General features: G+C 29.6%; 20 protein-coding genes. 14 read left to right on the top strand and 6 right to left on the bottom strand.

Annotation, left to right across the window (positions count from 1 at the left end; all coding sequences use genetic code 11):
* Positions 1–3 precede the first annotated feature (3 nt).
* The 5 genes from glgD to KDK92_RS18265 all read left to right on the top strand — a co-directional run bounded on the left by glgD (position 4) and on the right by KDK92_RS18265 (position 7,374).
* Positions 4–1,122 carry a glucose-1-phosphate adenylyltransferase subunit GlgD gene (gene glgD / locus KDK92_RS18285; RefSeq protein WP_250860834.1) on the top strand — a complete coding sequence of 373 codons (1,119 nt, stop codon included), beginning with the start codon at positions 4–6 and terminating at the stop codon, positions 1,120–1,122.
* Positions 1,123–1,145: 23 nt separating this feature from the next.
* Entirely contained in the window at positions 1,146–2,588 is a 1,443-nt protein-coding gene (gene glgA / locus KDK92_RS18280) for a glycogen synthase GlgA (RefSeq protein WP_250860833.1), read from the top strand.
* 125 nt (positions 2,589–2,713) lie between these two features.
* Entirely contained in the window at positions 2,714–5,131 is a 2,418-nt protein-coding gene (locus KDK92_RS18275; protein ID WP_250860832.1) for a glycogen/starch/alpha-glucan phosphorylase, read from the top strand.
* Between the two features lie 17 nt (positions 5,132–5,148).
* The gene (gene pulA, locus KDK92_RS18270; protein ID WP_250860831.1) at positions 5,149–7,029 is read left to right on the top strand and encodes a type I pullulanase; all 1,881 of its coding nucleotides are present in this window, start codon (positions 5,149–5,151) and stop codon (positions 7,027–7,029) included.
* 153 nt (positions 7,030–7,182) lie between these two features.
* Positions 7,183–7,374, top strand: a complete 192-nt coding sequence (locus KDK92_RS18265) for a DUF1858 domain-containing protein (protein ID WP_250860830.1) — start codon at positions 7,183–7,185, stop codon at positions 7,372–7,374.
* Between the two features lie 68 nt (positions 7,375–7,442).
* On the opposite strand, the gene KDK92_RS18260 is transcribed toward KDK92_RS18265, so the two are convergent.
* A complete protein-coding gene (locus KDK92_RS18260; protein WP_250860829.1) occupies positions 7,443–8,720 on the bottom strand; it encodes a helix-turn-helix transcriptional regulator in 1,278 nt (425 codons plus the stop codon).
* A gap of 144 nt (positions 8,721–8,864) precedes the next feature.
* Between KDK92_RS18260 and KDK92_RS18255 the strand changes: the two genes are divergently transcribed.
* Entirely contained in the window at positions 8,865–9,689 is an 825-nt protein-coding gene (locus KDK92_RS18255) for a GNAT family N-acetyltransferase (protein WP_250860828.1), read from the top strand.
* A 21-nt stretch (positions 9,690–9,710) separates the two neighbouring features.
* Here the strand turns inward: KDK92_RS18255 and KDK92_RS18250 are convergent, their stop codons facing one another.
* On the bottom strand, positions 9,711–10,439 hold the full coding sequence (locus tag KDK92_RS18250; protein WP_250860827.1) for a hypothetical protein: 729 nt from the start codon (positions 10,437–10,439) through the stop codon (positions 9,711–9,713).
* A gap of 285 nt (positions 10,440–10,724) precedes the next feature.
* On the opposite strand from KDK92_RS18250, the gene rbr reads away from it, so the two are divergent.
* From rbr to KDK92_RS18220, 6 genes are all read left to right on the top strand, one after another.
* Complete coding sequence (gene rbr / locus KDK92_RS18245) at positions 10,725–11,264, top strand: rubrerythrin (RefSeq protein ID WP_250860826.1); 540 nt, start codon at positions 10,725–10,727, stop codon at positions 11,262–11,264.
* A 359-nt stretch (positions 11,265–11,623) separates the two neighbouring features.
* Positions 11,624–11,842, top strand: a complete 219-nt coding sequence (locus KDK92_RS18240; protein WP_250860825.1) for a DUF3892 domain-containing protein — start codon at positions 11,624–11,626, stop codon at positions 11,840–11,842.
* Positions 11,843–12,093: 251 nt separating this feature from the next.
* A complete protein-coding gene (locus KDK92_RS18235; RefSeq protein WP_250860824.1) occupies positions 12,094–12,909 on the top strand; it encodes a MerR family transcriptional regulator in 816 nt (271 codons plus the stop codon).
* A gap of 127 nt (positions 12,910–13,036) precedes the next feature.
* Positions 13,037–14,368 carry an MATE family efflux transporter gene (locus tag KDK92_RS18230; RefSeq protein ID WP_250860823.1) on the top strand — a complete coding sequence of 444 codons (1,332 nt, stop codon included), beginning with the start codon at positions 13,037–13,039 and terminating at the stop codon, positions 14,366–14,368.
* Positions 14,369–14,545: 177 nt separating this feature from the next.
* Positions 14,546–16,462 (top strand): putative bifunctional diguanylate cyclase/phosphodiesterase, encoded by a 1,917-nt coding sequence (locus KDK92_RS18225; RefSeq protein ID WP_250860822.1) that lies wholly within the window; start codon positions 14,546–14,548, stop codon positions 16,460–16,462.
* Positions 16,463–16,476: 14 nt separating this feature from the next.
* A complete protein-coding gene (locus KDK92_RS18220; RefSeq protein WP_250860821.1) occupies positions 16,477–17,904 on the top strand; it encodes a sensor domain-containing diguanylate cyclase in 1,428 nt (475 codons plus the stop codon).
* Positions 17,905–18,002: 98 nt separating this feature from the next.
* Here KDK92_RS18220 and KDK92_RS18215 read toward each other — a convergent pair whose 3' ends face one another.
* Both KDK92_RS18215 and KDK92_RS18210 read right to left on the bottom strand, forming a co-directional pair.
* A complete protein-coding gene (locus tag KDK92_RS18215) occupies positions 18,003–19,268 on the bottom strand; it encodes an SPFH domain-containing protein (RefSeq protein ID WP_250860820.1) in 1,266 nt (421 codons plus the stop codon).
* A gap of 358 nt (positions 19,269–19,626) precedes the next feature.
* A complete protein-coding gene (locus KDK92_RS18210) occupies positions 19,627–20,148 on the bottom strand; it encodes an NUDIX domain-containing protein (RefSeq protein ID WP_250860819.1) in 522 nt (173 codons plus the stop codon).
* Between the two features lie 267 nt (positions 20,149–20,415).
* Here KDK92_RS18210 and KDK92_RS18205 point away from each other — a divergent pair, with 267 nt between their 5' ends.
* Complete coding sequence (locus KDK92_RS18205; RefSeq protein ID WP_250860818.1) at positions 20,416–20,982, top strand: GNAT family N-acetyltransferase; 567 nt, start codon at positions 20,416–20,418, stop codon at positions 20,980–20,982.
* 285 nt (positions 20,983–21,267) lie between these two features.
* Complete coding sequence (locus tag KDK92_RS18200) at positions 21,268–21,774, top strand: FMN-binding protein (protein WP_250860817.1); 507 nt, start codon at positions 21,268–21,270, stop codon at positions 21,772–21,774.
* Positions 21,775–21,846: 72 nt separating this feature from the next.
* Here KDK92_RS18200 and KDK92_RS18195 read toward each other — a convergent pair whose 3' ends face one another.
* Positions 21,847–23,121, bottom strand: a complete 1,275-nt coding sequence (locus KDK92_RS18195; protein WP_250860816.1) for an aspartate aminotransferase family protein — start codon at positions 23,119–23,121, stop codon at positions 21,847–21,849.
* A 91-nt stretch (positions 23,122–23,212) separates the two neighbouring features.
* Positions 23,213–25,141: a peptidase U32 family protein gene (locus KDK92_RS18190; protein ID WP_250860815.1), complete on the bottom strand. Its 1,929-nt coding sequence runs from the start codon at positions 25,139–25,141 to the stop codon at positions 23,213–23,215.
* Positions 25,142–25,271 lie beyond the last annotated feature (130 nt).

The raw sequence follows: 25,271 nt of genomic DNA, 5'->3' as shown, positions 1-25,271 counted from the left end.
ATGATGCAAGATATAATGGGGATTATTAATTTAAGTGAAAAAGAAGATCAAATAAGAGAGCTTACATATAATAGGCCAATTGCAACAATACCAATTGGTGGTAAGTATAGAATTATTGATTTTACTCTTTCAAATATGGTTAATTCAGGAATGATAAATGTGGCAGTATTTACTCAAGGAAAATGTCGTTCATTAATGGAACATTTAAGAGTAGGAAAAGAGTGGGATTTAGATAGAAAAAAAGACGGATTATTCATACTAAACCCAGTAATAAATCAATCAGATACTTTGATTAGTAAAGGAGATATTAAAAATTTCAAAGATCATATTGAATATATAGAACGTAGCAGACAGAACTATGTTTTATTATCAAAAAGTTATATGGTTTGTAATGTTAATTATGAAGAAGCCTTTAATTATCATAAAAAAAGCGAAGCAGATATAACAGTTCTTTATAAAAAAATAGACGATAGCAACAGTGATTTCTTGAATTGTGATACTTTAAACTTAGATGAAAATATGAATATTATTAGTATAGGTAGAAATGTAGGAAATAAAGAAAGTAAAAATATTTCAATGGAAATGTATATTATGAAGAAAAGTTTACTACTTGAAATAATTCAAAGTAGCATAACAATTGGGGAAAATCTGAATTTAAAAGATGCTGTGTTTGATAAAATAAATCGTTTAAATGTAAATGCATATCCTTTTGAGGGGTATTTATCATGTATAAACTCCACTGATAACTACTATAGAACTAATATGGAGCTGTTGGATAATAATGTAGCTCAAGAGATATTCAATAAAAATGGAGGGATTTATACAAAAATTAAGGATGAAGCACCAACAAAATATGCTGAAAATTCTCAAGTTAAAAATTCTGTTATTGCAGATGGCTGTATTATTGAAGGAACTGTTGAAAATAGTATTATTTCAAGGGGAGTCAGGATTAAAAAAGGGGCAGTTGTAAAGGACAGTGTAATTATGACAAAAGGAACAATTGAAGAAGATACAACTTTAAAGCATGCCATATTAGATAAATATGTTCATATAAGCAAAAATAAGGTATTATGTGGAGATTCTAAAAGGCCAATAATATTAGGAAAAAATTTTAAATTATAAATTTGAGGTTAGGGGGAGTAGAATTGACTAAAGTATTATATGTTGCTTCAGAAGCAGTACCCTTTATTAAAACAGGGGGACTTGCCGATGTGGCATTTTCTTTGCCTAAAGAACTTAGGAAAATAGGAATAGATATAAGGGTAGTAATTCCAAAGTATAGAGCTATACCTGATGAGTTTAAAAAAGAAATGTCTTTTATAAAAAGTGTAGAAGTACCTGTAGGATGGAGAGAGAAGTATTGTGGAATTCAATATATGGAATATGAAGGGGTTCCATATTATTTTATAGATAATGAATACTATTTTAATAGAGAATCAGGGTATGGAGTATATGGATATTATGATGAAGCTGAAAGATTTGCATTCTTTAATAGGTCTGTTTTAGAGATGATTAGACACATAGATTTTAAACCAGATATTATTCATTGCAATGACTGGCAGACAGGGATGATTAGTCCATTACTAAAAGCACATTATAATGAAAATTTGGAGTACAAGAATATTAAAACAATTTTTACTATCCATAATTTAAAATACCAAGGAATATTTTCACCAGAAATATTAGGGGAATTATTAAATTTAGGAAGTGAATATAATCATATTGAAAAGTTGGAATTTAATGATGGAGTAAGTTTTATGAAGGGTGGAATAAACTATTCAGACATAATTACAACTGTAAGTGAAAGTTATGCTCAAGAAATACAATGCGAATATTATGGAGAAAAATTAGATGGGCTTTTAAGAAAAAGAAGTGAAGAATTATATGGAATTGTAAATGGGATTGATTATGATATTTATAATCCTGAAAAAGATAATTATGTTTATAAAAATTACAGTATTGATTCTCTTGAGGATAAAACAGAGAATAAATTGAGACTACAGGAATTATTAAACCTTCCTCAAAGAGAGGATGTTCCTTTAATTGGAATTGTTTCAAGGCTAGATAGTATGAAAGGACTAGATTTGGTGGTTCATATCTTAGATGAGCTACTTGATAGGGATGTACAGATGGTGGTTTTAGGAACAGGAGATTCATACTTTGAATCAATATTTAGAAATTATGCAAATAGATATCCAGAGAAGCTATCAGCAAATATATTATTCGATAATTCTCTTGCCCATAAAATTTATGCTGGTTGTGACATGTTTTTAATGCCTTCACGATTTGAACCTTGTGGATTATCACAATTAATTGCACTTAGATATGGTACGCTTCCTATTGTAAGAGAGACTGGTGGATTAAATGATACAGTTAGGTCATACAATGGGTTCACTAAAGAAGGAAATGGATTTAGTTTTAAAAATTATAATGCTCACGATATGCTTTTCACAATTAATAGAGCACTAGAATATTATAAAGATAGAACCGGTTGGTATGAAATAGTTCAAAATGCAATGAATGGTGATTATAGCTGGAAAGGTTCAGCTCAAACATATGAAGAATTATATATGAATTTAATTTCATAAATATATAGAAAACTATTCAAAAGATTTAGCTATAAAAAGGAATAGAAAATGAAATTTTACTTTCGAATTTTTTAAACAAGTAAATTTTCAAACTGGAAAATCTATAGTTGGGGGAGGGGGGAATTATGAGAGTTAACAAAGATCAATTTATTGAAGATTTCGTTAATAAGTTAGTATCAAAGCGAGGGAAAAAAATTAAAGAGGCAAACCTTTTAGATAAATACTATGCTTTAGCTAGTTTAACAAGAGATTATATAGCTGAATATTGGGTAAATACTAATGAACGATATCTAAAGGATAATAAAAAACAAATTTATTATTTTTCAATGGAATTTTTAATAGGAAAATTATTAATAAGTAATCTTATGAGTTTGGGTATTAAAGAAGTTTGTGAAGATGGGTTGAAAGACCTTGGATTAGATTTAAATGAAATTGCAGAGATCGAGAAAGAACCAGGTCTTGGAAATGGAGGATTGGGAAGACTGGCAGCGTGTTTTTCGGATTCAATGGCTACGCTTGGTATACCGGGATATGGTGTTGGAATAAGATATAAATATGGTCTTTTCCAGCAAAAGATAATGGAGGGATATCAAGAAGAATTTCCAGATCAGTGGCTTAAATATGAAAATGCATGGGAAATTAAAAGACCAAGTGAATCAGTAGAAGTTAAGTTTGGAGGAAATGTAATAATAACGCAAAAAGATAATAGATTAAAATTTGTTCATGAAAATTATGAATCAATATTGGCAGTTCCTTATGATATACCTATTGTAGGATATAAAAATAATATTGTTAATACTTTAAGGCTTTTGAGTGCAGAGGTAATGGATAAAGAATTCGACTATTATCATTTTAATAAAGGGGAGTATACAAAAGCTTTTGAAGATAAATATAACACTGAAGCCATTTCCTATGTTTTATATCCAGATGATTCTTATGAAAAGGGAAAAATTTTAAGACTTAAACAGGAATATTTTTTAGTTTCTTCTGGGGTACAAAGTATTGTCGAATCATTTAAAAAATCTGGAAAACATCTAAAAGAATTTTATAAATATGTTTCAATTCATATAAATGATACCCATCCAGCGTTAGCTATACCAGAGCTTATTAGAATATTAATAGATGAAGAAGGATTTGGATGGGATGAAGCATGGAAAATAACAAAACACACAATATCATATACAAATCATACTATTATGGCAGAAGCTTTAGAAAAATGGAATGTAGATATGATAAAAAAATTTCTGCCAAGAATCTTTATGATTATAGAAGAGATAAATGAAAGATTTTGTAAAGAATTATGGAACACTAAATATAATGGAGATTTTGATAAAATAAGTGAAATGGCAATAATAGCTGATAATCAAATAAAGATGGCTCATTTAGCTATAGTAGGAAGTCATAGTATAAATGGAGTAGCTAAACTTCATACAGAAATATTGAAAAGAAAAGAACTAAAAGAATTTTATAACATATACCCAGAGAAATTTAATAATAAAACAAATGGAATTAGTCATAGAAGATGGCTTTTAAAATGCAATCCAAAGCTTGCTAGCGTAATAAGTGAATACATTGGACCGAGCTGGATAGACTCCCCAGAATCACTGATGAATTTGTTAGAATTTAAAAAGGATCCTTGCTTTAAAGAAAAAATATATAAAATAAAGCAATATAATAAAAATAAATTTGCTAATATGGTTAAGGAAAAATATTCTATAGAAATTAATCCTAATTCAATATTTGATATACAGGCAAAAAGAATTCACGAATATAAAAGACAAGTGCTTAATGTATTCCATATAATGCATCTGTACAATAAGCTACTTGAAAATCCCAATCTAGATATTTATCCAAGAACTTTTATATTTGCTGGAAAGGCAGCACCGGGATATTATATTGCAAAAGAAACTATAAAGTTAATTAATTCACTAGGGAAAAAGATAAATAATGATTATAGAATAAAAGACAAGTTGAAGGTTTTATTTATTGAAGATTACAATATAACACTTGCTGAACTTTTGATGCCAGCAGCAGATGTAAGTGAGCAGATATCAACAACAACAAAAGAAGCCTCAGGAACTGGGAATATGAAGTTTATGATGAATGGTGCAATTACCATAGCAACACTTGATGGAGCAAACATTGAAATTGCTAATGAAGTAGGAGAGGATAATATAATAATATTTGGATTAAAGGCTAAGGAAGTTCTTGAAATATATAAGAATAATACACATAATTCTATAGATATATATAATGAAGATATAAGATTAAAAACAGTGATGGATGAGTTAATAAATGGATTTTTACCTGTAAGTATGGATGAGTTTAAAGGAATATATGATTCTTTACTTAAAGATAATGATAAATATTTAGTATTAAAAGATTTCTGTGATTATGTAAGGGCTCAAGAAAAAATAGATAAATTATATAGAAATAAGTCAAAATGGTTAGAGATGAGTGTTACTAATATAGCTTACTCTGGAAAGTTCTCTAGCGACAAAACAATAGAGGAATATGCTAAAGAAATATGGGGGGCATTATAGGTTTATGGAGGAGTTTTATGGAATCCAACATTTATGCTGGAAAGGATTTAGGTGCTAATTACAATAAAGGCGATACATTATTTAAGGTATGGTCCCCTAATGCAGAAAAAATGAAAGTAGTTATTTATGACCAGGATTTTGAGCGTAATGACAATGTATATGATATGAGCAAAGGTGAAAAAGGAATTTGGGAGCTAAAGCTTAAAGGAGATTATAAAAACAAATACTATAATTATAGAATAACGCTAGGTGGGATAGAAAAGGAAACACAAGATATATATACAAAGGGAGCTACAGTAAATGGCGAAAAAGGAATGATAGTGGATTTTGATTCTTTAAATCCTGAAGGATGGCATGAACATCAAATACCTACCCCTTTAAGATTTTCTGAGATGATTATATATGAAATGCATGTAAGGGATTTTTCAGTAGATATAAATTCAGGGATAAAAAATAAGGGAAAGTACTTAGCTTTTACTGAAAAGAATATTAAAGGAATAAATGGGGTATCAACAGGAATTAATCATCTTAAAGAGCTTGGTATAACACATATTCATTTGATGCCAGTTTTTGATTTCCAAAGTGTAGATGAGAGTAAAGAAGGGCAGTACAATTGGGGATATGATCCAAGTTTATATTTTGTCCCAGAGGGATCTTATTCCACAAATCCGTATAAGGGAGAAGTTAGGATTACAGAATTTAAAAAGATGGTAAAAACTTTACATGAAAACAATATTAGAGTTGTAATGGATGTAGTATTTAATCACACCTATAAAACAGGAAATACTCCATTTGATAGTCTTGCACCAAAATATTATTATCGTACTTATGATGATGGTAGTTATTCTAATGGATCTGGATGTGGAAATGAAATTGCATCAGAAAAGCCTATGGTAAGAAAATTTATAGTAGACTGCGTAAAGTTTTGGGCAAGTGAATATAAAATAGATGGATTTAGGTTTGATCTTATGGCACTTCACGATATAGAAACAATGAAGGAAGTTGAAAAAGAACTTAGAAAAATAAATCCTAACATCTTGATTTATGGAGAACCTTGGACTGGGGGATGTTCAGCTTTAGATTATAATCTTCAGTTTACTAAAGGAAAACAAAAGGGAACGAATATTGCTTTATTTAATGATGAAATGCGAAATGCCATAAAAGGAGATAATAGTGGCTTTTCATTAGGATTTGTGAATGGGGCATCAGGGGTTGAGAATGATATTAAAAAGGGAATAGTGGGAAGTATAAATTACAATGAGAATTTATGTGGTTTTGCAAAAGAACCTATAGAATGTATAAACTATGTGAGCTGTCATGATAATTTAACTTTATTTGATAAATTTGAAAAAAGTAATAGTGAGGTATCATTTGAAGAAAGGGAAAAGATGAATAGGCTAGCATTATCTATTATACTAACAGCGCAAGGGATTCCCTTCTTACACGGTGGTTCAGAATTTTTAAGAAGTAAAGAAGGAATTGATAATAGCTATAATGCAGGAAATCATATAAACAAGATAGATTGGAATAGGAAAAATCAATATATAGGAACATTTAATTATATTAAGGATTTAATTGCATTTAGGAAGAGTCAGCATGTTATGACTATGGATAAATCACAAGATATAAGAAAATACTTGAGATTTATTGATTCTTCTCAAAATATAGTGGCTTATATATTAAATTCTCCTTATAAAGAGGACTATAACCATATACTTATTATTCACAATGGAAATAGAGAAGAAGTAACAATTAAGCTTCCATTAGAAGGTCAGTGGAAAGTTATTGCAAATGAATTTGAAGTGAATAGATATGGTGTTGAAAATGGATGTGTGTATATATCGAAAGAAGTAAAGGTAAGTTCTTTGAGCACTTATATCGTGATTAGAGATTATTAAGGAATATAATATGAGTATCTAACTAGAAGTGTACTAGGTATAAAAAATTTAAAAAAGTAACCAACGTTACATCATCTTTTGGATATTAGTTTTATAATATAGATAAATCAAAGAAAAAAAATAATTAATATAGATGTAAGGAGATGTTGTGATATGAAAATTACTAAGGATATGACTATAGGAGAAGTAATTAGACAGTTCCCTAAATCAGTAGAGGTTCTTATGGGATTTGGTATGGGATGCGTAGGTTGTCCATCAGCACAAGCTGAAACTATTGGGGAAGCTGCACAAGTACATGGTTTAAATATTGATGAATTACTTGAAGCATTAAATAAAGGCATATAATAAAACAAAGTGAAAACACTATATTGTAACTTTGTAAACAAACTTGGGGCTACCAGTATGGTAACCCCTTAAATCATTTTTGAAGTATATTCTATAGAAAGATTATAATAATCTCTTGCTTCTTTGGGGTTTAGTTCTATAAGTATATCAGCTAATAGTTTTGAATAATATGATACTTCCCAATTTAAACTGATAGCTATATAATTTTTAATTGCTGTCTCGAGATATTTTTTCCCTTCCTCAATGATTCCCTTTTGAATATATAAGTTGCCTATATGCCCCTGAAGTAAATAAAGAGGAAGTTTGTTTTTCGCGTTTTCAAGTATTGGAAGGTGTTTAAGGGCAAAGGATTCACATTCATTAAGTTCACCTGCAGTAAGTAAAATTGATGCTTTATAAGTAATACTTATGTTATATCCTAATTCATAATTTATGTTTTTGGCTATATTCATGCTTTTTGATAATAAATCAAGTCCGGAATCCATCTTACCTTCTTTGGCAACTACAATACCTAAAAGGCTAAACAGTTCAACATTAGCAACGCTGGAATTTAGTGATTTGTTCATAGAAATTCCCTTAGAGACAAACTCTTTAGAAGTGTTATACATTCCTAATTTATAAGCACAATATCCTACTCTAATATAGCAATCTAAAAGTGTATCAGCAAGATAATTCTTTTGACAGTAACAGATATTTTTAGTGAAATACTCCATGGCGATTTTGACTCGTCCGATATTTGAATTAGCAGTACCTATATTAAGAAGTAGTTTTGCTTTAGTTGATGGCATGTTCAGTTTTTTAGAGTCTATTGAATTAAGAGCACTAGTATAAACATGAATTGCTTCTTTATAATCAGTTAAGTTGAAATAACAATGTCCTATGTAGCAATAACAATAAATAAGATCCTCATATAATGAGATTTCTTTAATATGTTTTAAGGCTTTTTTTAGTATATCGATGCTCTCAAGGTAGCTATTCAAATAGAATAAACATTTACCTATATACAATAGTGAAGTACAATAGATAGAATTTTTTGTATCATCATTTAAGTTTATAAGATCATAAAATATTTTTATTGCCTCATTGTATTCCTTTTGAAGATAGAAGTTTTCGCCAGTGATAAACTTTTTCTGAAGTTCTTTTGAACCCAGATTCTCCTCTTCTAGAAAATATGAAATAGGCTTTTTTAACCTATCTGATATTACTGAAAGAACCTTCATGGAAGGATTAACATGTCCCTTTTCAATTCGGCTGATATATCCTTTTGTAAAGTGTGTACCACCTAATTGCTGCTGAGATAATCCTAGTGATTTACGAGCAGCTTTTATTTTTTCTCCAATATTCATAATTATCAACTCCTGAGTATATTATAACAGATATTTACAAAAGATAAAGTTTAATTATAGTAAACTTTATATTGACAAAAGTTTCTTGTTATAATACAATGTGGATATAAATAGAAAAAATGATATTAATAGGGGGTATAGGGGATGGATTACAAAAAGGTGTTAAAAAGTGCAGTAGAGATGGAATATAAATTCTTATTTCACTCAAAGGAGCATGAAGAAGAGTTTTTTAAGAATCCTGATTCAATGATTATTGAATCGGATAATCATAAGGTAATATTATTTGTGGAAAGGGATGGAGGAGTAAATAACATATTTTGGGCTGGTGAATCATTAAAAGAGGTTGCTGAGAGCTTAGGAAGATTAAAAGAGAAATTTCCTAATGGAACAACTCTAAAGATAAGCTGTGGTGAAGATAAAAACTCAAAGGGATTACTTGATAAAGTATCAAAAGAGTTCATAAAAATAGGATGCAAGGTTGAATTTCATTATGTTGGATTTAAATCAAGTAATTTAGATGGGATAGAAGCAGACTGCAGTGAGGTAGTAAAAGCAAAAGTTGAAGAGTGTAATCAGCTTTATGGTATTATAGATAGCTCTCTTGGGGGAGAAAAATTTAAAATGAATGAAGATGAAATGAATGAGTATATGAACAATAATGAAAATAATATATTTTTAATAAGAAAAAATAAGGATATTGCAGGAGTGGTATTTACAAATGTTTATGAAATTAAGAGTAATAATACAAAGAGTTTGTTTATAAGAGGTCTTGCTGTTGACGAAAAATATAGAGGTAAGGAATATTCTAAAAAACTCATGCAAAAAGCATTTAATTGGGGGAAAGAAAATGGTGCGATAAATTCTATGCTTTGGGTAGAAAAATATAATAAAGTTGCAATAGGGCTTTATGAGAAATTTGGGTATAAATCGTATGGAGATCAAGAAATGATTCTTAATTATATTATCTAAGTTATAACAATAAAGTAGTATTTATTCTATTCCACTTAAAGTTAGTAATAACTGAGAGGGCAAATAAAAAATCCATATTAATATTCCAACTATGAAGGAAAAATCACTCCATAAACTTTTTAAAAATCCAGCATTTATTATTTGATAAAGGGCTACATTTATATCGCATAATAGGAATAATATCATTCCCCATGAAATGAAAAGAGCGCTTTTCTTATTATAATTACTAGACTTCAAGGTTCTAATACCACAATAAACACTAAAAGATAATAACAATGCATAAAGAATGGAACTACTTATTAGTAGAAATTTAGAAGCTATAATATGGAATATTAGTGAGGCAAATATTAAAAGCAAGATAAATATGGGTAAAAATAAGAAACCATTTATTTTTATATCAAGCTTATCTTCTCTCATTAATGAATGTCTTTCAATATAAATTAATTGAACCACACAGAAAAACAACACTCCTAATATATAATTATTACTTAATAAAAGAAAATAATCAGCGACTAAGGTGAAGAATCTAGCTAATTGAAGTAAAAAAACATCTTTGGGATTAAATCCATTGGAGCCAATTAATAATGAAATAATTAAGCATAGTAATATACTTGAAAATTTAAGATAGGTAGAGTATTTATTACCTATATGGTCATTTGAGATATCTATGAATAAAAATAATATATATATGAACATTATCATTGTGGAAATAAACTTAATAAGAAACATATTTGCTTTTTTTACTTCCATACTATTATCTCCTAGTTAGTATATTTTGTATAATATTTTATTTCAGAATACTCGATTTAATAATATTAAATATTATATTATTAGGTTTTAGTTAGAGTTATATACATTTTCATGAAATAGGTTATTAGATGAGGAATATTAAATTGAGTATCTTTAGAGAGTTTTTAATCCAATAATTGGATTAAAAAAAGGATTTTGTGGTATAATACTAAATAGTTAAAAGCTTGAAGAATATTATATTAATAAATATTTCATTTCGAAATATTACATAGGAGTGGATTAATAATGAAAAAGAATTTAAAAGGAAGTCAAACAGAAAAGAATCTTATGGAAGCTTTTGCAGGAGAGTCTCAAGCTAGAAATAAGTATACTTATTATGCAAGTAAAGCTAAAAAAGAAGGATATGTTCAAATCGCAAAAATATTTGAAGAAACTGCTATGAATGAAAAAGAGCACGCAAAAATTTGGTTTAAGTTATTAGATGGTATTGGTACTACTGAAGATAATCTTAAGGCGGCAGCTTCAGGAGAACATGCTGAATGGACGGATATGTATAAACAATTTGCTGAGATTGCAAAAAAAGAAGGATTTGAGGATATAGCCAAACTATTCGAGGGAGTAGGGGCAATTGAAAAGCACCATGAAGAAAGATATCAAGATCTACTTAAAAACGTACAAGAAAAGAAAGTATTTGAACGTGAAGAAAGCAAAACATGGATTTGTGAAAATTGTGGTCATATACATACAGGTAATGAAGCTCCTGATGTTTGTCCAGTATGTGCTCATCCAAAAGCATATTTCAAAATTTCATGCAAAGACTATTAGAAGAAAATGGAGAATGGATAATGTATAATGGACAATGATTGACATTTCTCTCCGAGAAATTTTAATATTATTTTTCCTTAGACAATAGGGGTTTACTCGTTTCATCAATGATGAAACATTGTATGTTAACTACAATATTTTATTCCTGGATAAAATGAGTAAAAAACCTTTTGTCCTAAAGAAGAATAAAATGTAGTTTCTGCGTATGCAGAAACGTCCATCATTATACATTATCCATTATCAATTATACATTTGTTTTTAGCGCACGCAGAAGCGTGCTTTTTTTATGCATAATTATAGGTGTATTGATAAAAACTAAGGAAGAATAAACTATACTTATAAGAAAGGTAGTGTAATAAATGAAAATAACTAATGTAAGAAAGAACACTGACGGAGATATAACAGCAGTTAAATTAGATAATAATCAAGAAGTAAATATTCAAGAAGCAATATCAATGACAGAAGAAGGAAAAATTGAAGGAGTTAATGTTTCTTACGCAAAGAATGGAAGATCATATTTGAGAAGTAATCCTAATGGTGTTCAACAAGATAATTTAGATCAGATGCCTACTTTTTAAGAATAGGAAGAGAATTGACAAAGTTAGGTAAAGAACTTTCTCAATTAGATGATAAAATATTAGATTCACGTATTAAAACAAGAGCAGGTAAAAATTTTAGAACAGTTATTATAAGAATACAACTCAGAAGCTACTAATAGTTTTTGAGTTGTATTTGAATTTATTTAAGGTGTTATTTCGTGGATAGCTATTTCACGATATAATTATATTAGTTAATGTATAGATAGTATAGTTATATTTTGGAGGAATTTATGAAAAAATATTTTTCTATAGGAGAAACGGCAAAGATTAATAATGTATCTATTCAAGCCTTAAGACTTTACGATAAGATGGGACTTTTAAAACCAGCTCATGTAGATATAGAGAGCAAATATAGATATTACTCAATAGATCAATTTATGTATTTAGACTTAATAAGGTATTCAAAAGAAATAGGGGCTCCTCTTAAGGAGCTTAGTGAGGTGTTGAATAGTAGAGATATCACAAAGTTGCTATCTTTTATAAAGGAGCAACAGAGTAAAGTGGAAAAAGAGATAATTAGATTAAATAATGTAAGTAAAGCTATAGGGTACTTAGAGGAGAAAATAGAATATGGTATAGAACCAAGGAAAACTAATGAAATATTTTTTAGAGAAATTGAAAAGAGATTTGTTATAGATGTTGAATTGGATAAAAAAGATAAAGAAAGGGAAATTGAAATAAAATTAAGAAAAAAAGATAAAATCGTTAAAGAGAATGAACTTATGTTTGAAGGGGAAGCGGGTTGTTTTATTAATTTGGGGTTATTTTTAAAGGAAGGTAAGATTTATTATAGCAGTGTTTACTCAACGCTTTGTGGTGAAGGTATTGAAGATAAGAGTATAGATATTAAAGAAATACCTGGAGGTAAATTTATATGTATAACGTATTTAAATGATGAAAGTGAAGAAGCGGTAAATAAAATAAGAAAATTTATTAAAGAAAATAATATTGAACCTTTAGGTATTGCAGTGGAAAGTCAATTGTTTAATACAATTAATCAATGGGAAAATAATGATTTATTATATGAATTACAAATTCTAATTTAACTCTATTGACTCTATACAAGGTATAGACTTTATAATCTCTTTAGGCGTAATAAAATAAATAACAAGTCAAAATAGACTAGCATACTGACTAGTTATTTATTTGAACATGACTTAGGAGGTATGGAATATGAAGTCACTATGGAAAGAGTTTATGAGATATGCTGTTCCATCAGTAATTGGAATGATGGTTTCAGCACTTTATATAGTTGTTGATGGAATTTTTGTTGGTAGAGGAGTTGGGGCAGGAGCTTTAGCATCAGTAAATGTAGCTGTGCCAGTTACAACATTGATGATGGCCATAACCATGATGATGACCATGGGCGGGGCAGCAGTAATGTCCATAAAGTTTGGAGAGAATAAGTATGAGGAAGGAAACAATATATTTTTACAAAGCTTAGTCTTAATAGTAAGTATAACTGGTGTTGTATCGTTAATTGGGGTGCTTTTCCCAGTACAACTAGCTAGAATGTTAGGGGCTAGTGATGAATTAGTAAAAGGGACAGCAGAGTATCTTCGTTATTACTTAATTTTTGGTCTTGGATTTTCAGGAAGTTTAGCATTAAGTGCTTTTGTTAGAAATGATGGTAATCCTAATCTAGCTATGATTTCGTTGATTGTAGGAGCTGTAACCAATATAGCCTTAGATTACACATTTATATTTATCCTTAAGTTTGGAATAGCTGGTGCAGCAGTAGCATCAGGACTAGGACAATTATCTAGTGTAGTCCTTCTTTTAACTCATTTTCTTAAGAAAAAAGGACAACTTAAGTTATATGTACCTAAGATTAAAATACATGAATTAAAAAGAATTATCAGAACTGGAACACCAGAGTTTATAGTTCAGGTATCACCTGCTGTTAGTATATTCGCATTTAATTTAGTTATAATAAATAGAATTGGCGAGGTTGGAGTAGCTGGTTTTAGTATTATAAGTTATATAACTACTGTGCTTTTAGCGTTATTTATAGGTGTTTCGCAAGGAATACAGCCACTGTTAAGTTATAATAGTGGAAAAGGAGACTATGAAAAGGTAGATAAAGTGTTTAAAATGGGATTAAAAACGAATTTTATTGCTTCAGTGGTTATTTATGTAATAATACTCGTATTCGGAGAAAAAATAATCAGTATATTTAATGGTGATGAGGCGCTTATAAAACTCACTTATGATGCAATTATAATTTATGGGTTTTCCTTTGTCATTGCATCAATAAATATAGTTAATGTAACTTATTATCAAGCTACAGAAAATTCGAAGATAGCAAATCTTATATCTACAAGTAGAGGAATGGTGTTTACAATAGGTGCATTAGTAGTACTTCCTCTAATAATAGGAGATATAGGGATTTGGGGTTCTATTATTCTAGGAGAGCTTTGTACTTTGTTATTAATAATATATTTAACATATTCAAAGAAAGTAAAGGGGAATATTAAAGAATATAAGGCAGTTGAAAGCAAATAAGAAATATTGTTATTAGACAAGCCACCTACTTACATGGGAATGTAAGTAGGTGGTTTTATTTTATTTGAATTATTTAATCTAAGTAGTGCTTTCTACAAAAAAGTGTATTAATCGACAAGTAAAATAATGTATTGTATAATTAAATAAGAAGGTTTCTGTATGAGGAGTGATTAACCCATGAAGCATATAAAAAAGAATATGTATTTATCATTTCTAGTATTAATCATACCATTCATTGTTACCATGATGGTTACTAGTTACACTTATATCAAAATTAAGGATGATGGGGTTGCTATAAATCTATCAGGTTCACAACGTATGAGAACTATGTTGATTAGTAATTATTCTCAACAATATGTAAGTGCATCTAATATAGATGATTTTGAAAAAACAAAGGAACTAAAGGAATTATTGATTAGAGAAATAGAAGTCTATGAAAGATTTACAAATGCATTAATATATGGTGATGAAGATTTAAATATTAGTTCAAATAGGAATCAAGAAATTGTTGCATATTTTGATAGAATACTACCGATGCTAAATTTATACATTTCTAATGCTGAAAAATTATTAGAAAATCCTAGTGATGATGAAAGTCTATTATTCATTATTACAAATGCAATGGGATTAAAAAATGAGATTCATCAAATTGTTGAGTTATACCAAATTAAATATGATAGGAATATTTATCTTTTTAAAATATTAATTATGTCATTGATTATAGTAGGTATATCTTTAACGGCAGTTAGTTTGCATTTTATAAAGAAAAGTACTTTAAAGACTTTGGAAAAGGCTTATGTTGATGAGTTAACAGGCTTAAAAAATCGAACTTATTTATATGATAATATTCTCAATATAGTCGATGGAAGAATATATTGCATATATATTGATTTGGATAACTTTAAAGATGTAAATGATTTATATGGTCATATTGCAGGTGACTTTGTTTTAGCTGAAGTTGCCAGAAGATTGAAAAATATGTTTGCTGAGGAATCGGTATATAGATTAGGTGGAGATGAATTTCTTATTATTAATAATTGTTGTAAAGATACAAAGAATTGTTCGGTATGTACAAGTCCTAAAAATAAATGTGAGATAATTCTTAAAGAAATTTTAGAACCTATTATTAATTATGGTAGAAAAGAAGAGTATGTAGTGGGTTGCTCAATTGGATTTGCAAAACCTGATATTGATAAAGAAATTTCTATTGATCGATTAATAGAATTATCAGATGTAGCTATGATAAAAGCAAAGGAATCAGGGAAGAATCAATACTATATTGCAAATGAAGAATTTTTAGACAAATATAAAGAAAGTATTAGAATGAAAGTTCGTCTTAATAATGCAATAGAATATAATGAATTTATTCCATATTACCAACCAATTGTTGATATACATACAAAAGAAATTAAAGGCTTCGAGACATTAGTTAGATGGAAGAAAGATGATGAAATTATTACTCCTGATAAATTTATTAAATTAGCTGAAACTTCAGGAGATATTTATAATATTGATTTACTTATGTTAAGAAAAGGTATTGAATTATATAAAGAATTAAAGTTAAGTAACAGTGTGAGTGATGATTTTGTTATTTCTTCAAACTTTTCACCATATACACTTTCAAAAGTAAAAATAAATGAATTAGTAGAGTACATAAATAATTTGGGGGTTAAGCCTCATAATGTAGAAATTGAGATAACTGAGGAAATGATAGTGGAATCAGTTCAATATAATAAAGTGTCTAAGTTATGTAAGTTAGGTTTTAAAATTGCTATTGATGATTTTAGTGCTGGCCATTCATCATTAAAATATTTGAATGGAATTGATTTTAGTGTTGTTAAATTAGATCGAGGGTTATTACCAGAATCCCGAAATCATGATAAAGAAATTATTATTTATAAAACAGTTGTTAATTTAGCTCGTGATTTAGAAATATCTATTATATCAGAAGGTGTTGAAACAGAGGAACAAGTTCAATTGTTAAAAGATTTAGGGGTTAAAAAAGTACAAGGGTATTATTATTCAAAACCTATATCTGAAGAAAATATTAAGAATATGATTTGTTGTGGAAAGATAGATGAGAAAAACAATTAAAATGGGGAGAAACGATGGAAAAAAGAAAATCAGTGTTAACAGAAAAAACTATTAATATGATTAAAAAACGGAATCATTCAATGGATTTGAAGAGTACTAAAGAAATGGTACAATCTTTGAACAAGGATGGCATTATAATAGATGTGAGTCCAGGATGGCTTTCAATGACTGGTTATGTTAGAGAAGAAGCAATAGGACATTTTTTTGGAGAATTTCTAGTAGATGAAAGTCTTTTAAAAACCAAAAGAGAATTTCCACACCTGAAAGACTATGGTTTTGTAGATAATGTGAGTTTAAAGGTAAGACGTAAAGATGGGGTAGTAATGGAAGTAGCTTTAAATGGTACATCACAATATAGTGATGAGGGTGAGTTTGAACGAACATTTTGTGAATTGAGGACTTTAGATTATTATATGCGTTCAGTTCATGCAATAAATCAGCTTTTAGTGTATGAAAAATTTTTAAAAACGATTATGTATATTAAAGCAAATATCTCATCTATTCTTCTTAATAAGGTAGATTATGATTATTATAACGCTTTAAGTGAAATATTAAATGAACCTCCTGAAATAATACAAGCTGTTATTGAACCTATTCCGGAAAAATTTGAATTTCTTGATGAAAATAAAAAATCTATTATTAAATATGCTAAAGAAACTTTTTCTAAGAATACTATTACAGAAGAAAAAAAAGTATTTATAATTGAAAAAAAATCTTCACTTGAATTTCCAATTTCAAGTGAATATGAAGATTACTCTATGATCACTAAAATAAATGATAACTCTATGCCTAATAAAGAAAGACTTTTGATAATTGATTTTAACAGTTCAGAAGAATTGTTACAAGAATGGATAGAAGCTTTTATGAACATATCTGAAATTATTGAATCTGTAATTCAATCACTGGAAATTAATTTGAAAAATAAAGCTCTTATTACAGAATTAAAAAGATTATGTGAAACAGATAGGCTTACTAATATTTATAATAGGATGATGCTTGATAAAATACTAATAAATCAGAAAAACAATTACGAGGGGCATAATAAAAATTGTTCTATAATAATTGTAGATATTGATCATTTTAAAAAAGTAAATGACACTTATGGACATAACGTTGGTGATAAAGTGCTTTGTGAAATAGCTAATCTATTAAAAAGTAATATCCGAAATACTGATGTTGTTGGTAGATGGGGTGGGGAAGAGTTTTTAATTATCTGTGAAGATACTGATTTGAGTAATGGAATGATTTTATCAGAATCTCTCCGTAAAGAAATTCAATGTTATTCATTTACTGGAGTGAATAAATTAACAGCTAGTTTTGGTGTAAGTGAATTTTCAAATGGAGTTACTATAGAACAGGTAATTGGAAAGGCTGATAAGGCTCTATACAAAGCTAAAACTGAGGGGCGTAATAGAGTAAGGTGCTGTGTAAGTAGTTACTAGGAGAGTGAGCATCATAGAGAGCCGTAGTGACGGCGAAATTAGGACTTTTAAACAGTAATAAGGAGTAAATGTTTATAATTAAACATTTACTCCTTATATTATTGCTCAGTTTGGGTATCCATTTTATCTATTATGTCTAAAAGCATATTCACGCTAATTGCATCCATAGGGCTAGTTCCGTTTTGACCGTTACCCATAATTATTTTAGGAACTGCAACTTTAGATAATTGTTCAGCTACTCCAATTTTGGTTTTCATTTCTATTTCTGCTTTTTCTTTTGGAGTAAGACCTGCTTGAACTAATAGTTTATTTGCTTGTGCCTCTGCTTCTTTCTTTGTTAATAAGGCACTAGCTTCTAATTCAGCCTTCTCTTTATTCAATTCAGCAACTCTTTTCTGTTCTTCTGCTTTAAGGATAGCAACATCTTTTTGTTGCTCTGCTTGAGTAATTGCTCTTTGTTTCTTTACATCTTCTTCAGCTTTAGCTTGTGCAATTTTAGCTTTACCTTGTTCTATTGCTGTAATTGCATCTTGTTTAGCCTTTTCAGCGTTTGCTCTTGCTAATATTCTTTGCTGTTCAGCTTCTTGTTTTTGAATAATTAAAGTATCAATTTTTTCATCATAATCAATATCCTTAACGGAAACTTGCATTAATTCAATTCCATATTTTTTAAATACTGATTCAACTGCGATTATAGGTTTACCATCAGAATCTCTTTGAATTTCAACGATAGTAGTTACTAAATCATTTCCATCAGCGTCTTTGGTCTTTACTTGTCGAGATTTTGTTTTATAAATACCTTCTCTTAATTGTTTTTCAAAGATCATATTAAACTCACCTTTACTACCGCTGTAAGTCTGCTCTGCTGTAAAGATTGTTGAAGTGTTTTGAAGAACTTGTGCTGTATACTGTCTTACCAAATCATTTTGAATTGCTTTATAACTTCTATAATCCTTATGAATTTGTATTCTCTTTTCAGCTGCTGTAGGTAATTTGTACTTTACTGAACCAGAAATTTCACCAGTTCCTCCACCCACAAATCTAACTTGAATTGCTTGAGCGTCTTTTCCGGCCCCACCATCTAAATCAGATTTAGAAAAGTAATAAGTGTCTGACACTGTATATTCTGTTTCAATACCAAAGTTTTGCATGTGCATACCGGCCTTATCAATTACACTTAGATCGCCGCTAAATCTTCCCTGTTTTATCTTGTAATACCCGGCATTATTATGTCCTACTACCCCATTTAATAAAGCTAATGATAGTACCGCTATAAGTCCTAACCCTATTAAACCCCTTGTAAGTTTCTTTGATATATTTCTCTTTGGACGTTGTGGTTTGTTTGGCATGATTCCGCTTTCCATAATTAAATTTCCCCCTGTTTTATATTAATAAAATTTATTTAAACCTTTGGAAAAGGTTTTCATTGAATTAAGAAGTTTTTTAAAACTCAATTACTGTATGTATTTATTATATAATATAGTATTAAATAACTCAATAGAGGATAAAGGTAAACTTGTGGCAAAAAAGTTCAAATAAGTGAATTAGCTTGGAGTTTCTGAATAATGCTCAAAATTACTACATATTGGATAAGGAATAGATTAATGGCATAAATATATATTGTTAATTTGTATTTATTACAATGATTCATCTAAAGTAATTTTATGCTTAATATAATGAGAGTATTAAAAAAATTGGTTAAATAAATATATTGAAATATATTTATTTAACCAATTCTTTAGCAACCAGTTCTAATACAAAAGTCTCTCTTTCAATTGAAAGACCCATGGAGTCTTCTTTATTTGCAATAACTTCTTTATTGTGTCGAATAGCTTCATGAATATCAATCCAAATAGTGCTCATACCATTAGCGATTTCATAATCTTCAAGATTTGAATTGCCAAGTTTTTCGTCGATTTTGCATACATAAAAGTATGAAGTCATATGGATTAAGTCTGAATCATCATAGTATGATGGTCTATATTCATCAAATATACCATATTCTTGGATGACCTCTACGTTTGTTGCACCAGTTTCTTCGGATAGTTCTCTTTTAAGACCTGTGATTAAGTCCTCATGTGGATCAACTCCACCACCTGGGAAGCTATAATCGTTATATCGTTTAGTATAGAGTAGTAAGATTTTTGAACCCTTAAGGACAATCCCCCTCGCAGCTATTCTTTCATATATTCTACCCTCAATATTTTCAATGTCTTTATGAATCGTCTTCTTTAGCAATCTCAAATTTGGTACCTCTCTTTAAGCGTTTTATTAGTAGTTTGGCTAATCATTGAATTTATACAGCCATTAGCTATTTTATCATATGCTTATAAGTGACACAAAGGTATATTTCATCAATAAGAGGATTATATGTATAAATTAATTATAATCATTCTATGCATACAATAATTAATTAAACTATGAAATAATATAGTTGAAAGAATTTATAATTTTATAAAGCTTTCACTTTTAGGAAGGTTTATATTTTTAATTAAATAGGGGGAGATAACTATGGCGGACGAAATATTTAGTGTGTTTCCAGAAATTTTCACTGAAAGATTAGTGTTGAGGGAAATAAAGCAAGAAGATGCAGAGAGTATATATAAATTACGTAGTAATCCTGAAGTTGCAAGGTATGAAACATTTAAACCATATACAAATATAAAGCAGGCAGAAGATACAATTAAATGGTTTAGTGATGATTACAAGAATAAAAAAGCTATAACTTGGGGTATTTCTTTAAAAGAGAGTCATGAAATTATTGGAATTTTACATTGCGAAATTGAAATCCCTAAAGTAAGAGCTGATTTTGGTTATGATTTAAGACCTGAATATTGGAATAAGGGAATTATGACTGAAACAGTAAAGGCATTACTTGATTTTACATTTAATAAGATTGATGTATATAGAATAGAGTCAGCAGTATCAACACAAAATTACGGTTCAGCTAGAGTTTTAGAAAAGTCAGGTTTTATAAAAGAGGGAATTTTAAGAAAGCGCAGCTTCTTAGGTGGAAGTTTGCATGATATGATATTTTTTTCTATATTAAAAGATGAGTATTTTTCTGTATGTGAGTAAAAGAATGTTATACCATTATGCTAAGAAAATTAACATGAGCTTGCTTACGAGATATCTGATAAATATTAAACAGAATAATTAACATATAATAATTTGTATCCTTAAAGAAAGTTAATAAGAAGCTAGCACACTCGAAGGTTTTGGTCATTTTGTTTAAAACAGATTAATGATAAAATGAATAAAAAGAACTAAATGACCAAAAAACGGCAATTTATTGACAATAAAATAACAACAAAATACAATTAGAACATAGCTATCGAAATTAATCAATTAGGAGGAATAAAAATGATTAGAAATAAAATTTTAGCAGTAGGTATATCAGTATTTCTAGTTGCTGGATTATTTGTTGGATGTGGTTCTAATGAAAATAACTCAGCTAAGAATAATAAAGCAACAACTGAAGCATCAACTAAGGAAGCTAAGTATAAAGATGGAACATATCATGCTGAACAAGCAGACTTTGCTGATAATGGATGGAAAGAGACAGTTGATATAACTGTTGAGGATGGAAAAATCGTTTCAGCTAACTGGAATGCTGTTCATAAAGATGGCGGAGATGACAAGAAAGCACAATCAGCAAGTGGTGCTTATGGAATGGTAGAAAAAGCTAACGCTCAAGCAGAGTGGCATGAACAAGCTGAAAAAGCTGAAGCTTTCTTAATTGAAAAACAAGATCCAACAGCTATCAAGTACACTGATGATGAAGGACATACTGATGCAATCACAGGAGTATCTATTCATGTAAATAGTTTATTCCAATTAGCAGAAGAAGCATTAGCTGATGCAAAATAATAAAAGTAAAAATTAATAAAGTATATATAAAAAACAGCCTATAATTTTAGGCTGTTTTTTAGTTTGTTAAGATTATAGATTACAAAGAATTTTATCTAACTTGCTTAAAACAAGCTCTACATCATCTTCTGTTATAACTAAAGGTGGTTGAAAGGCAAGAACATTTCGACCTAGTCCATTTTTACCAAGAAGAATTCCTTCATCCTTTAACCCTTCTAATATTAAATCAGTTTCTTCTGATGCTGGTTCACCATTTTCTTTTAATAACTCAGCACCTAACATTAAGCCAAGTCCTCTAATATCCGATATTAGAGGATGTTTTTCTTTTAGATTGAGAAGTCCAGTTTTAAGTTTTGCACCTAATTTCTCAGCAACTTCACAAAGGTTGTTTTTCTCTATATAGTCAAGTACAGCAATAGATGTACTTGATGCTACCGGATTACCACCTAAGGTAGAAGCGGAAGGTTTAGTAAAGGCTGAAGCAATCTCATCATTAGCGCAGAATGCTGAGATTGGCATTCCATTTCCAAGAGCTTTTGCTATAGTGATTATATCAGGGACAACATCATAATTCTCTATGGCAAACATCTTACCTGTTCTTGCAAAACCTGTTTGTACCTCATCCACTATCATTAAAATTTTATTTTTCTCAAGTAATGTTTTTAACTCTTTGAAATACCATTTAGGAGGAGTTATTATCCCACCATTACCTTGAATAGGTTCTATTATTAAAGCTGCAAAGTTATCAGCCCCTTTGCTCTGGATTACTTTTTCAATCTCCTTTAGAGAATCTCTAGCAGCTTCATCAAGTGGTTTATCCTTACTATAGACATTAGGGACAATTGTAACGGAAGTATCAAGTGCTGGATCAACTCTCCACATAGGAATTGCAGTAGCACTCATTGTTAAATAAGTTCTACCATGTAGACTATTGCTCAAAGAGATGATTCCGTTCTTTCCAGTGTATAGCCTTGCAAGTAAAATAGCACCTTCATTGGCTTCAGAACCTGTACAACAGAAGAATGAATGCTTGATATCACCAGGTAACACATGAGAGAGCTTTTCAGCAAGGTCAACTATTGGTTGGTTTAGATAAATTGTAGTTGTATGTTGAAGTGTCTTCATTTGTGCTATTGATGCCTCTAAAATTTCAGGGTTGCAGTGTCCACAGTTCATAACAGAAACACCTGCAAAGAAATCCAGATATTGCTTTCCTTGTGAATCAAATAAGTACTGCATCTCCCCCCTTACTATCTGAGGAGGGTTCTTGTAAAAATGGTGAGAACATGGAAAAAGAAATTCCCTTTTCTTCTCAATTATTTTTGCTGATCCTATATAATTATTCATGTACATTTTCTCCTTTTGGCACATTCAAATAAATAACTAGTCATAGGTTTATGGTGTGTATCTTTGACTTGTTATTTATTCTTATATGCTTTTAATTAAACTGAAAAGCGCCTAAAGTGAATCCACCATGATTAGGGGAGAGTGAATTAAATAGAGTATCACACTTATCTAAATTATTAATGGACTGTCTGTATATATTTAAAACACGTCTCAAATCATCTATAGAATAATGGCATCCTTCAATTCTGAAATTATTAACACCTATATGGTTAAGTTCCTTTAAGAAAGGTAGATAGCAAAGTTCCTTGTATAGTAACATATGATTTCTGGTTAAGCTATCACGGTATACTGGGTGTTCATATCCTTTATCATCTACTAGAACTAGCACATTGTTATCAAAATGTTTGTTATCTTCATTTCTTATAGGTTCAAGCACTTTTGTATTTTCATATAGATCATGATCCATATACATAACAACTGGGGAGCCATGTACTATAACTTCAATAGGTAGTTGGGACATAGCTAGAGTTTCTTTTGCATCTATTATAGGAGTTTCTACCGACAGAGTGGCAGAAGATAATCCATGGTTTTTATAAAATGAAGCAGCTGTATGATTATAGATATTCAATGAATAATCTCCAATAAGATCAAGTCCCAAGTGTTTAAATTTTTCTATAGCACCTAGATTAGTAACAAGTAATCCATCTATTCCTAAATCATTTTCATTTAACAACTGAGAGTATCTGGAGAAGTCATCTGCAGACATCATCCTAGGTAATCCAAGATATATCTTTGCTTCTTTTTTATTCTTAGTTAGCTGAACTATCTCGCTTTTATTGAAAGGATGATTTGGTTCAAAGACATCACCAGATAGATATATGATGTCAGCTCCTTCTTCTAAAGCAACTTTGGCTTGGGAATATGAGTTTACCTTAACGCTTAATTTAGCTTTATGTGGGGATAATTTATTTCCATCTGTTAGGAGTTCTTTTATTTCTTGAATTCTTTCTTCACTGAGTGCTATCTCTTCAACTGGATTACTGAAAACTCTTCCATGACTATAGAATTTCCCTGTACCTTCGTAACGTCTATTTATATTAGAGAGTCCAGGAGTTCCAAAGGCACTGCAGGTAGATAAATCTCTTTTACGGTTTTCATAAATAGCTTGCGCATCTTTTTTTCTATCATAGGAGATGGGATCTTCTATATATCTGTCTATTGCATCGCTATAATAGTTGATTAATTGTACTAGATAATCTGAATCTCTCATTCGTCCTTCAATCTTAAAAGAAAGTATACCAGCGTGAATCATTTCAGGTAAATGTTCATACATATACATATCCTTAACTGCCATTGGATATTCTGTTGGGTAAACATGCCCATCTTTCTTTATTGTGAAATTCCATCGACAGGGTTTCATACAGAGTCCACGGTTACTGCTTTTTCCAAAGAGCATACCACTATATAAACACTGAGAACCATGTGCTACACACATATCTCCATGTGCGAAATATTCGAATTCCATATTAGTCTGATTATGTAATGCTTTTATTGTATTTAAATCCATATCTCTAGTAAGAACAACTCTAGAGACACCTAATTTATTTAATGTATTTATAGTTTCTAGGTTGTGCACATTCATCATTACGGAAGAATGTAACTGAAGATTTAAATTAAAACGGTTCACCAATTCTAATATACCCATATCTTGCACAATTAAGGCATCAGGCTGAACCTCTTCTAAGAATCTTAAATATTCCTCAGCAACATTTAAATCCTGTTGACTTAATAGATTATTTACTGTTATGTAAACTTTTTTATTCAAGGAATGTGCAATTTTTATAGCTTCTTTTATCTCATCATTTGAAAAATTATAATCTTTTCTATGCATACGCATATTTAATATCTTTCCACCAAAGTATACAGCGTCAGCTCCACTATGGATTATCTTTTCGAAAATTTCAAAGGTCCCCGCAGGGGCTAATAATTCTACTTCATTACCATTAAAAAATCTACTCATGGGAAAACCCCCCTCCTTATAAAAAGAATAGTTGAGAGTTGACAGTGGACAGTTGACAACGAAGGATATTTCTCTCCGAGAAATTTTAATATTGTTGTTCCTTGGACAATAATATTTTACTCGTTTCATT

The organism is Oceanirhabdus seepicola (assembly GCF_023684385.1).
GTDB classification, from domain to species: Bacteria; Bacillota; Clostridia; order Clostridiales; family Clostridiaceae; genus Oceanirhabdus; species Oceanirhabdus seepicola.
This window is presented reverse-complemented; position numbering and strand designations above follow the sequence as displayed.